The following is an 11,636-nucleotide window of genomic DNA, read 5'->3' as shown; positions in this document are numbered from 1 at the left end:
GGGCAATTGCTACGACAACGCCGTCATGGAGAACTTCTTCGGCCACCTCAAGGAAGAGCTCTTCCACCGCGTCCGATTCCTCAACACGGACGCACTGGCAGCTGCAATAGGGGAATACATCCACTGGTACAACACCAAAAGGATCTCCACAAAGCTCGAGGGCCTAAGCCCGGTGCAATACCGTGCCCAGGCCCTCGCAGCTTAGGATCCTATTTGGCAGTCCAACTTCCGGGGACCAGTTCAGTACCTGCGCGTATTTCCTGAACGCTCTCTCAGCTGAGTGAGAGGATGGCACAATGAGTGCCCCTATCGCGCAGCCGTGGCTGTTCAGCCAGTCCGACCAGGATCCCCGTTCCGCCACAGGACGCACTCTGAGGTGGGGCGTGGTAGCAACAGGCGGCATTGCCCAGTCGGTGGTGCAGGACCTCGTCCAACTCGCCGATGCGGAACTCTACGCGGTTAGCTCCCGCACGCAGGCTACGGCTGATGCGTTCGCAGCCAAGTACGGTTTCGCCAAAACGTATGGTGACGATGCCAGCGGCACAGGCTACCAGCGGCTGTTGGAGGACACCGCCGTGGATGTGGTCTATGTGGCCACTCCGCACGCCCAGCACTACGAAGTGGCCCTGGCCGCACTCAATGCAGGCAAGCACGTGCTGTGCGAAAAAGCCCTGACCATCAACGCGCGGGAAGCTGCCGAGCTCGTGGCCCTTGCACGGTCCAGGAAGCTCTTCCTGATGGAAGCCATGTGGAGCCGGTTCCTGCCCAGCATGCAGCGGGCGTTCGACATCGCGGCGTCCGGGGAACTCGGAGCCGTCCAGTGGGTCACCGCGGATCTCGGGTTCCCGGCGGTCTACTCCCCCACCGCACGCATCTGGGCCCTCAAGGACGGCGGCGGCGCGCTCCTCGACCTCACCGTTTACCCGCTGTTGTGGGCATTGGGAACCTTGGGCCTGCCCCAGTCCGTCAGTGCCACAGGCACTGTAAACGACGACGGCGTGGATGCCCAGAACGCGTTGACGCTCGGATACCACCACGGAGCGCAGGCCCAACTGACATCGTCCCTCACGGCCTACGGTCCGCGAACCGCCACCGTCGCTGGAAGCCTGGGGTATTTGCAGTCCATCGGTTCAATCAATAACCCTAGGGAACTACTGGTAAGAATCGGCATGGAGGAACCGCGGATTGAACGCTTCGACGTCGTCGGCCGTGGCTACACCTACGAACTCCGCGAGGTCACCCGATGCATCCAGCAGGAACTCACGGAGAGCCCGGTCATGCCGCTTGAGGATTCGCTGAATGTCATGCGGCTGTTCGACGGCGTCCGTGCGCAGCTCGGCGTGGCCTACCCGAACGATGCGCGCTAACCCGGCCCGACGGGCATCGGAAAATAATCAATTCGCCGGACTACTAACCGAAAACTCTGGACTCCTGCTCTTTGTCGTGCCTAGGCTGTAGGCAATCGTCGATTTTTCGAGGAGCATCGGGGGGTGTCGCGGATGGAATCAGCACGTTCGCCATGGCGCACGCTCCGTCCCTTGCTCCTTGCAGGGGCGGCAGCAACGGCGTGGCTGGCACTTTCAGCCCCTGCTGCCAACGCCGAGTCGACACCCGATTCCGGTTCGCTGTTGGGCACCATCAGCTCGTCTGTTTCATCGGTGGCTGGCACCGCCGCCACCCCCGTCAACGACATCCTGGCCTCCGTCGGGCCCGCCGTCGCCGGACCTCCAGCCCAACCCGCAGCTCCCGAACCGGCCGGCCTGCTTCAGCCTCTTACCGGCGCGGCAACGGGAACCGTGGACTACTTTATCGATGCAGTTCCGGCGGTGAACCAGATAGTGCCCAGCGGGACCAGCGGCACGGTTACGTCACCGGTAATCGCGGCGGTTGACACGTTTGCGGCCGACGCCGCTCACACCGTTTTGCCCGCCGCGGGCGAGGCCCTGCCCGTTCTTGAACCGGTCCTTGAGCCGGTGGACGAGCTGCTGACGGGCACGGATGCGCTGCCACTCCCTCTTCCGGCTAGTGAAGCCCTGGCCCCGGGACTTGCGGCTGTTACGGATTCCCCCGCTTTCGACGGCGGTTTCGGCACCGAAGTCGGGCCAGCCCCGGTCGTGCAGTTGAGCGCCATCCGCCTCAATTACCGGTTGTCGCTGACGCCGCAGTCCACGCTATCGTTGCCGGCCGCCAACCTTGGCTCGGCGCGTCCTTCCGCTGCGCCTGCTTGGAGCCCTGAATCCCCCGGTAACGGCGAGGGCACTGCGGGCCCTTATGAGCTTCCGGCTGTTCCAGGCTCCGGTTCAGGGGCCAGCCAATCGTCCGGCGCGGGCCCCGGTGGCTCCGCCTGGCTTTCAACTTTCCACCTGGACGTTCCACTGACCGGTGTATTCCCCGTCAGCGGCCCCCTGCAGAATTCCCCCGCGCCGGTGTCTTTCGACCCCGGTTCATCTCCTGACTAGTTGGGCCTCCCCCGCGCCTATGCGCGGAAAACGGTCATTTGGGCTGCCTTGCGCGTCCAACAACAACTTTCAGGAGAAATCACAATGCACGCACATATCCGCAGAGGGCTGCTCAGCACCCTCTTTGCCGGAGGGTTACTAGCCCTCGGCACCACCGCTGCCAGTGCAGCGGATACAACGAGCGGGTCGGATGGTCTCACATCCGGCACTACCGCCACGGTCTCAGCGGCGGTTGCCGCAAACTCGTCGTTGGGCCTACTGGGTGACTCAACGCCGGAAAACACCACCACTGATCTGGGCGCCGTTGTCGACGTCAATCTCGGCACGGGCAGCGTCGGACCTGCAGGTACCGACACCACCACCGCTGACGTCGCGGCAGTTGTAGATCTCGGCCTCGGTACCGGTGACGTCGGGACAGCAGGAACCGACACCACCACGGCCGATCTCGCCGCCGTCGTGGACGTCAACCTCGGCACGGGCAGCGGCACCACGGGTACCGACACCACCACGGCTGACGTCGCGGCAGTTGTCGACGCCAACCTCGCCGCCGGCACCGGCACCACGGGTACCGACACCACCACCGCCGACGTCGCGGCAGTCGTCGACGCCAACCTCGCCGCCGGCACCGGCACCACGGGTACCGACACCACCACGGCCGATCTCGCCGCCGTCGTAGATCTCGGCCTCGGTACCGGTGACGTCGGAACGGCAGGAACCGACACCACCACGGCCGATCTCGCCGCCGTCGTAGACCTTGGCCTCGGCACCAACACCGGCACGACCACGGCTGACGTCGCGGCAGTTGTAGATCTCGGCCTCGGTACCGGTGACGTCGGAACGGCAGGAACCGACACCACCACCGCCGATCTCGCCGCCGTCGTAGACCTAGGCCTTGGTACCAGTGACGTCGGAACGGCAGGAACCGACACCACCACCGCCGATGTCGCCGCCGTCGTAGACCTAGGCCTTGGTACCAGTGACGTCGGAACGGCAGGAACCGACACCACCACCGCCGATGTCGCCGCCGTCGTAGACCTTGGCCTCGGCACCACCACCGGCACCACCGGAACTGATTCTGCTGTGGATCTGGGTGTCGACCTCGGTGTGGGCGGCTCAACCGATACGGGCTCCGGCACCACGGGCGACCTTGGGGTCGACCTCGGCGTTGGCCTGGGCATCGGCGGAGCCGCCACCGGAGGTCCTTCCACCGGAGGTCCTTCCACCGGAGGTCCTTCAACCGGTGGCACTGTCCCCGGCGGCTCCGTCCCGGGTGCAACCACCCCCGGTGCTGCTGCTACAGGCGTTGAGCCGGGCGGCAACGTCCCAGGCACCAACGCCCCGGGCATCAGCAACCCCGGCGGTGCGGCTACCGGAACCGGCGTGACTCCCTCGGCTGCCACGGTGACCGGCGCGAGTGCCAACGCCACGGCAGCCATTAATGCACCGATGCTCGCCAACACGGGGGCCAGCGTTGGACTGTTGACGGCCGCCCTGCTTCTCGTCGCGGCAGGCATGATCATCATGTTCGTGCTGTACCGGCGGAAGAAGGCCTAGTCCGGCAACGGACAGGATGACGGGCGCCGCCCGTGTCCTGTCCGGCCAGGCCCTGGGAATACCCATTGGAATGGCCCGGGAGGCGCTCAAGGCCTCCCGGGCCAGGCCGCTGGCCGCTGAGATTCCGGCACACGCACCAGAATTACCAAGCACCCTTATGAAAATGATGGCAGTCCCCGTATCATTCTTGGAGTGCGTTCCGCCGGAACGCTGAAAAGGATGGGACATCGTGGAGAGTTCGCCCAGTGATACGGCAGAGGTCCTAGGCGGCCGCTATCGTCTCGGCGAGGTCATCGGACGCGGTGGCATGGCTTCGGTCTACACGGCCAGGGACGAGAACCTCGGCCGGGACGTTGCGCTGAAGCTCTTTGCCCCGCAATCCGCCGACGCCGACGAACTCAAGCGCCAAGAGGCGGAGATCGAACTCCTCGCCACGCTGAACCACCCGAGCCTCGTGACTCTGTTCGATGCGGGCATCGATTCCCGCGTGCCTGAGGAGCCCCGCCCGTTCCTCACCATGGAGCTGATTGAGGGGCAGGACCTCCGGACCCGGATCCGGCACAGTCCCGTGCCGCTGGATGAACTGGCGGTGATCGGAGCCGGTGTGGCCGACGCCCTGGCCTACATCCATAACCTGGGCATCATCCATCGCGACATCAAGCCGGCCAATATCCTGCTGGTACAGGTCCGGCCGGGCGAGCCCCTGCGTCCCAAACTGACGGATTTCGGCATCGCCAGGATCGTCGACGGCACACGGCTGACCGCGACCGGGACCATGGTGGGGACAGCCGCCTACCTGAGCCCGGAACAGGCACGGGGCGCCGACCTGGGCCCCGCCAGCGACATCTATTCCCTCGGCCTGGTATTGCTCGAATGCATCAAGGGCGCGGTGGAGTATCCGGGAGGCGCCATTGAATCCGCCGTGGCGCGCCTGCACCGTTCCCCGGAGATCCCCGGCAATGTTCCCGCCGAGTGGTCCAGGCTCATCAGCTCCATGACCGCACTGAACCCCCTGGACCGTCCGGCGGCCGCCGATCTTGAGACCGCCCTTCGGCAGGCCCTGGTCTCACCGGAGTCCGCTCCCGGCACCATGGCTGAGGAGCCCACGCGGGTACTTCCCGCACCGCCGTCGCGTCCGCCGCTTGCCGTCCCGGAAAACATCAGGACAGCGGATTCGGAGGCCGGCCCGCGCACCACCGCTCCCTTGAAGACCACGGGACGCAACCCGGTGCGCACCAGCACCGCCCGGCGCCTTCGAACGCCGGGCAGACGAGGCAAGCTGGCTACCGCGCTATCCGTGCTGGCGGCACTGGCAGTCGCCGCTGTGATCATCCTCTCCGTCAATACGCCCGAAACACCGGCACCTGTTCAATACCCGGCGGTCACCGGCCCCCTGGGTGAACACCTCGACCAGCTACAGAAAAGCGTGGAACCGTGAGTTCATCGTCGATGCCCCGCCACCAGTTGTCCCACAAGCCCTGGCGGACAGTCCTGGCTGCGGGTCTGATATCGGCTGTTCTGGCTGGCTGCGGCACAGCAGCCCCCGACCTCCAAGAGGATGCCGCCCAGCAATTGCAGGCCAAGGTCCTGACTGTTTCCGAGGCCGCCGCCGGCAGCGATCGGGCTGCAGCCCTGAAAGCCCTGGACGAGCTCGTCGCGCAGCTTGACGCCTCGGCGGCCGACGGAGGCGTCTCCTTCAAACGCCACCAGACCATCATGAAGGCCATAGAAGCAGTCCGGGCCGATCTGGCAGCGGCGCAGGCGCAAGCCGAAGCGGCCGCGGCGGAAGCTGCAGTGGCGGCAGAAGCCGCAGCCGCCGCGGCCGCCCAGGCCTCGCAGGCCGCCGCTCAGCCGCCGGCGCAGGTCCAGGCTCCAGCGCCCGCCAAGGGAAATCCCGGGCCGGGCAAAGGCGAAAAGGGCAAAGACAAGGACGACTGAAGCCGGCGCGCCCGCCGCCGGACTTCAACCGTCCCTGCCTTGATCTGCCAGCGCGGAACCGCGCCCACATTCAGTGGGGAATCAGGACCCGGACGCCGGGAACCGCTCCCATGCCCGGTGCGCCGCCAGCAGCTCCTGAAGCCGCGGAACAACCTCTGCCGGGCCGTCACCAAAGGCCAGGCCGGGAGCATCCTGCGGAATGCTCGCGGCGTCCACGACGGCGGCACCTGCGCCCCAGCCGCCGATCGCCTTCGCGTGGCGGAACGTCTCAGAAAGCAAGAGGACCACCCGCGGATCGAGGGTTGCCCCGGGCTCACCGGCCTTGGCATCCAACCCCTGGTCGGCCTCCGGGGCCGGGTCAGCGGACCCGGCGACCAGCACGGCGTCAAACTCCGTGGAGCGAGCGGTGAGGTACGTGCGCTGGACGGGGATCCCGCCGTCGGACTCCGCCCCCAGGAACCCTCCCGACGGTGCGACCACCAACGGCACGATGCCCGCGGCGTCCAAAGCGGTGCGCGCGGCACGCACAGCTGCCAGGTCGCTGGACGCATCGGCCACAATACCCACCACGCGGCCCTTCACTGGCCAGGTTCCGCCGATCTGGGATAGCGCGGGGCTGGGGTCAGCGTCGGCCACATCGACCGAAGCTGCGGGCGCCGGCATGCCCAGGCCCGCGGCGACGGCAGCGCAAAGTCCGGCGTCGACATTGGCCAGGTTCCGCAGCTGGCGTTCCCGGATGGCTTCCTCCCGGCATTTGCCGAGTTCGAAAGTGTAAGCCTGGATTAAATGGTCCTGCTCCACCGGGCTCAGGCTCCTGAAGAAGAGCCGCACCTGGCTGAAGTGATCATCGAACGACGCCGGCGACTTCCGTTCCTTGACGGCCGCCGCCAGGTGCTCGGGAACGTCAATGAACGCGCTGAGGTCCGCCCCGGCGAGGAAGGGGCAGCCGCCGTCGAGCGAATTCGGGTGGTACGGCGCCGCTCCCCCATGGACCGCCTGCTGATGCATTCCGTCCCGGAGCATGTCGTTGACGGGCGCCTGCGGCCGGTTGATCGGGATCTGTCCGAAGTTCGGGCCGCCCAGCCTTGAGATCTGCGTGTCGATGTAGGAGAAGAGCCGCACCTGCAGCAGCGGATCATTCGTGACGTCGATGCCCGGCACCAGGTGGCCGGGGTGGAAGGCAACCTGTTCGGTCTCGGCGAAGTAGTTCACCGGGTTGGCGTTGAGCGTCATGAGTCCGATGGGCTGCACCGGGGCGAGCTCTTCAGGCACGAACTTCGTGGGGTCCAGCAGGTCGATTCCTTCGAAGAATTCCTCCTCGGTGTCCGGGAACACCTGCACTCCCAACTCCCATTCCGGGTAGGCTCCGGACTCGATCGCGTCGGCAAGGTCGCGCCGGTGGAAGTCCGGGTCCATGCCGTTGATGAGCTGGGCTTCCTCCCAGACCAGCGAGTGCACGCCCTGCCTGGGCTTCCAGTGGAATTTGACGAGCACCGTTTCACCGGCGGCGTTCACGAAGCGGAAGGTATGGACGCCGAAGCCTTCCATGGTGCGGTAGGAGCGGGGCAGGGCCCGGTCGGACATGTTCCACATGGTGTGGGCCTGGGCCTCGGTGTGCAGAGAGACAAAGTCCCAGAAGGTGTCGTGGGCGCTCTGGGCCTGCGGAATTTCGCGGTCCGGGTGAGGTTTGCCGGCGTGGATGATGTCGGGGAACTTGATGCCGTCCTGGATGAAGAAGACCGGAATGTTGTTGCCGACCAGGTCGAAGGTGCCCTCGTCCGTGTAGAACTTCGTTGCAAAGCCGCGGGTATCGCGGACCGTATCGGCGGAGCCGCGGGACCCCAGCACCGTGGAGAACCTGACAAATACGGGCGTTTCGACGTCCTTGGCCAGGAAGCCCGCGCGGCTGATGTTGGCGGCGGAACCATAGGAGCGGAACGTGCCGTGCGCTCCGGCGCCGCGGGCATGCACCACCCGTTCCGGGATGCGCTCGTGGTCGAAGTGGGTGATCTTTTCCCGCAGGTGGTGGTCCTGGAGCAGCACGGGACCGCGCCGGCCCGCCTTCAGCGAGTGGTCCGTGTCCTGGAGCCTCAGGCCCTGCGCAGTGGTGAGGTAGGCGCCGGACTGCGCGCGGGAGTGGGCCGGGGCGCCGCTCGGGGTTCCGGTCGGTGAGACGGCTTCGGGGCCCTGCTGGTCCGGCTTGGGCGGGAGCGGCTCACGTGGTTCGGTCGGCTCAGCGACACTGGGCGGTTCGCTCGAGACGGCACCGGGAACCTGGATGTTGCGGTCTTCTGGCATGGACATTTCTCCTCGGTATCGACAGTCCGCTGCTGCAACCGGCCTCAGGTCGGAAGCTAAGCATGCTTAGTACTCTAGGGAAGATGCCCCACAACCACAATGGAACGGCAGAATATTCATCAGCAAACTTACTATTTGGCATGAATGTCGCTAGGTTTGATTAAGCGCGCCCACGAAGCCCGCAACGAGATCAGAACCGCGGGCCACCGGCCCGCCAGCTGAAGGAGTGATGTACGCATGGCAACTGTCCAGGAATCAATCAACGTAAACGTCCCGCTGAGCCAGGCCTACAACCAGTGGACCCAGTTCGAGGACTTTCCGCACTTCATGAGCGGCGTGGACTCTGTCCGGCAGCTCGATGACACCACCGTTCACTTCAAAACCAGCATCGCCGGCGTCAAGCGCGAATACGACGCCCGGATCACCGTCCAGCAGCCGGACCAGCGCGTGACCTGGGAAAGCCTGGACGAGCCGCACAACGCCGGAACTGTATGGTTCGAAGCACTCAACCCGACCGAAACCAGGGTGAGCGTTGAACTCGTCTGGGAGCCGGACTCCGCAGTGGAGAAGGTCGGGGCCGCCGTCGGGCTTGATTCGCACCAGGTGGCCTCCGACCTCAAACGGTTCAAGAAGTTTATTGAAGAACGCGAAGTGGAAACCGGCGCCTGGCGTGAACGCGTCAGCGACAGCGGGGTCAGCGGCGGTGCCGCCGGGACCGGCACGAACGAAATTCCGCTTGCTGCCACCACCGCGGTCCCGCTCGAAGAGGAAGTGGGCTACGACCCGGAGCCTACGGAGCGTCCCGTGAACACGGACCCCGACATGGCAACCGAACCGCCGTTCGGCAAGCACGTTCAGCGCTAAGGCCAGGGCGGCGCCAGGGCGCAGTCGCCGCGTGATGGCGCCGCCGAGTCGCCGCGGCACGGGCGTCGCGGCACCGCTGCGAAGGCCACGCAAAACGCCCCGCCTCCCGTGAAGGGAGGCGGGGCGTTTCGCGCTCTGCGGGTCTGGCTACTTGGCCAGTCCTGACAGCACTTCAGTGAATGTCGCGGACGGACGCATCACCGCGGCAACCTTGGCCACGTCCGGGTGGTAGTACCCGCCAATGTCCACCGGGGAGCCCTGGACTGCGAGCAGCTCGGCAATGATGGTGTCCTCGTTCGAGGTCAGCGCTGCGGAGACGGCTGCGAAGTCGGCGGCCAGTTCGGCGTCGTCGGTCTGCTGGGCCAGTTCCTGAGCCCAGTACTTGGCGAGGTAGAAGTGGCTTCCGCGGTTGTCCAGCTCTCCCACCTTGCGGCGCGGGGACTTGTTCTCGAGCAGGAACGTGCCGGTGGCGCGGTCCAAGGTGTCGGCGAGGACCTGGGCACGCTTGTTGCCCGTGGTGGTGGCGAGGTGCTCGAAGCTGACCGCGAGGGCCAGGAATTCACCCAGGCTGTCCCAGCGCAGGTGGTTTTCGTTCAGCAGCTGCTGGACGTGCTTCGGGGCGGACCCGCCGGCACCGGTTTCGAAGAGGCCACCGCCGTTGATCAGCGGGACTATGGAGAGCATCTTGGCACTGGTGCCCAGTTCCAGGATCGGGAACAGGTCCGTGAGGTAGTCGCGGAGCACGTTGCCGGTGACCGAGATGGTGTCCTCGCCCTTGCGGATGCGCTCCAGCGTGAAGGCCGTGGCCTTTTCCGGGGACATGATTTCGATCTGGAGGCCCTCGGTGTCGTATTCCTTGAGGTATTCCTTGACCTTGGCGATCAGGTTGGCGTCGTGGGCGCGCTCCTCGTCCAGCCAGAATACGGCGGGGGTTTCGGAGGCGCGGGCGCGGGTGACGGCCAGCTTGACCCAGTCGCGGATCGGCACGTCCTTGGCCTGGCAGGCGCGCCAGATGTCGCCCGGTGCCACCTGGTGTTCGATCAGGACGTTGCCCTTGCTGTCCACGAGCTGGACAGTTCCTGCGGACTGGATCTCGAAAGTCTTGTCGTGGCTGCCGTATTCCTCGGCGGCCTGCGCCATGAGGCCCACGTTCGGGACGGTGCCCATGGTGGTGGGGTCGAAGGCGCCGTTGGCGCGGCAGTCGTCGATGACAACCTGGTAGATGCCGGCGTAGCTGCTGTCCGGGAGGACTGCGAGCGTGTCGGCTTCCTTGCCGTCCGCGCCCCACATGTGGCCGGAGGAGCGGATCATGGCGGGCATCGAGGCGTCAACGATGACGTCGCTGGGAACGTGCAGGTTGGTGATGCCCTTGTCGGAGTCCACCATCGCCAATGCGGGGCCGCCTTCCAGGCCCTTCTTGATGGCAGCCTTGACGCCTTCGCGGACATCCTCGGGAAGCTCTTCGAGGCCGCCCAGGATGGAGGCCAGGCCGTTGTTGGGGCTCAGGCCTGCCGCGGCGAGCTGTACGCCGTACGTGTCGAACAGTTCGGTGAAGTAGGCCTTGACCACGTGTCCGAAGATGATGGGGTCGGAGACCTTCATCATGGTGGCCTTCAGGTGTGCGGAGAAGAGCACGCCTTCTTCCTTGGCACGGGCAACCTGGGCAGCCAGGAATTCATCCAGGGCGGCGGCGCGCATCACGGTGCCGTCAACCACTTCGCCGGCCAGGACGGGGAAGCCGCGCTTGAGGACCTTGACGGTGCCGTCTTCCTTGACCAGCTGGATCTTGATCGTGTCGTCAGCCTCGATGACCACGGACTTCTCGTTGGAGCGGAAGTCTTCGGCACCCATGGTGGCCACGTTGGTCTTCGACTCCGGGCTCCACGCACCCATGGAGTGCGGGTTCTGGCGGGCGTAGTTCTTCACGGACAGCGGCGCGCGGCGGTCCGAGTTGCCTTCGCGCAGGACCGGGTTGACGGCCGAGCCCTTGATCTTGTCGTAGCGGGAGCGGATGTCCGTCTCGGTGTCGGAGGACGGATTGTCCGGGTAGTCCGGAAGGTCGTAGCCCTGGCCCTGGAGCTCGGCGATGGCCGCCTTCAGCTGCGGAATGGACGCGCTGATGTTGGGGAGCTTGATGATGTTGGCTTCCGGCTTCTTCGCCAGGTCGCCGAGTTCGGCCAGGGCATCGCTGATCCGCTGCTCTTCGGTGAGGTAGTCACCGAACACGGAGATGATGCGGCCAGAGAGGGAGATGTCGCGCGTCTCCACTTCCACACCGGCAGTCGACGCGTAGGCTTCGACGATCGGCAAGAACGAATAGGTGGCCAGCATGGGCGCTTCGTCAGTGTGGGTATAGATAATCTTGGCCATTGCTTGGGCGTCTCCTGAAGGTATATACATCTGGAACTCTCGCGTTATTTCAACATGCTTAACTTACCCGAGTAGGGCGGGTCGACGCCCATCGGGACGCGTAGAAGCCCGTAGCATGACCCCGCCCGCTGCGGTGAGGGGACGGGGCAGCCC

General features: G+C 65.7%; 9 protein-coding genes. 7 read left to right on the top strand and 2 right to left on the bottom strand.

The window, feature by feature from the left end:
• The 6 genes from AC1DRE_RS22650 to AC1DRE_RS22625 form a co-directional block, all read left to right on the top strand.
• The coding region (locus AC1DRE_RS22650; protein WP_476986738.1) for an IS3 family transposase at window positions 1-205 on the top strand (205 nt) is incomplete at its 5' end.
• 91 nt (window positions 206-296) lie between these two features.
• The gene (locus tag AC1DRE_RS22645; RefSeq protein ID WP_476986737.1) at window positions 297-1,367 is read left to right on the top strand and encodes a Gfo/Idh/MocA family protein; all 1,071 of its coding nucleotides are present in this window, start codon (window positions 297-299) and stop codon (window positions 1,365-1,367) included.
• Window positions 1,368-1,499: 132 nt separating this feature from the next.
• Complete coding sequence (locus AC1DRE_RS22640; protein ID WP_476986736.1) at window positions 1,500-2,459, top strand: hypothetical protein; 960 nt, start codon at window positions 1,500-1,502, stop codon at window positions 2,457-2,459.
• Between the two features lie 84 nt (window positions 2,460-2,543).
• A complete protein-coding gene (locus tag AC1DRE_RS22635; protein ID WP_476986735.1) occupies window positions 2,544-4,013 on the top strand; it encodes a hypothetical protein in 1,470 nt (489 codons plus the stop codon).
• A 226-nt stretch (window positions 4,014-4,239) separates the two neighbouring features.
• Window positions 4,240-5,451 (top strand): serine/threonine-protein kinase, encoded by a 1,212-nt coding sequence (locus AC1DRE_RS22630; protein ID WP_476986739.1) that lies wholly within the window; start codon window positions 4,240-4,242, stop codon window positions 5,449-5,451.
• Complete coding sequence (locus AC1DRE_RS22625; RefSeq protein ID WP_476986734.1) at window positions 5,448-5,951, top strand: mucin-associated surface protein; 504 nt, start codon at window positions 5,448-5,450, stop codon at window positions 5,949-5,951. Before AC1DRE_RS22630 ends, AC1DRE_RS22625 begins: the two co-directional genes overlap by 4 nt.
• Before the next feature lie 81 nt (window positions 5,952-6,032).
• On the opposite strand, the gene AC1DRE_RS22620 is transcribed toward AC1DRE_RS22625, so the two are convergent.
• Window positions 6,033-8,249 (bottom strand): catalase, encoded by a 2,217-nt coding sequence (locus AC1DRE_RS22620; RefSeq protein ID WP_476986733.1) that lies wholly within the window; start codon window positions 8,247-8,249, stop codon window positions 6,033-6,035.
• A 237-nt stretch (window positions 8,250-8,486) separates the two neighbouring features.
• Here AC1DRE_RS22620 and AC1DRE_RS22615 point away from each other — a divergent pair, with 237 nt between their 5' ends.
• Window positions 8,487-9,113, top strand: a complete 627-nt coding sequence (locus tag AC1DRE_RS22615) for an SRPBCC family protein (RefSeq protein WP_476986732.1) — start codon at window positions 8,487-8,489, stop codon at window positions 9,111-9,113.
• Between the two features lie 147 nt (window positions 9,114-9,260).
• On the opposite strand, the gene AC1DRE_RS22610 is transcribed toward AC1DRE_RS22615, so the two are convergent.
• Complete coding sequence (locus AC1DRE_RS22610; protein WP_476986731.1) at window positions 9,261-11,483, bottom strand: NADP-dependent isocitrate dehydrogenase; 2,223 nt, start codon at window positions 11,481-11,483, stop codon at window positions 9,261-9,263.
• Window positions 11,484-11,636: the final 153 nt, after the last annotated feature.

The organism is Arthrobacter sp. P4_H3, assembly GCF_056400885.1.
The sequence above is the reverse complement of the archived record's forward strand: the minus strand, read 5'-3'. Positions and strand labels throughout refer to the sequence as shown.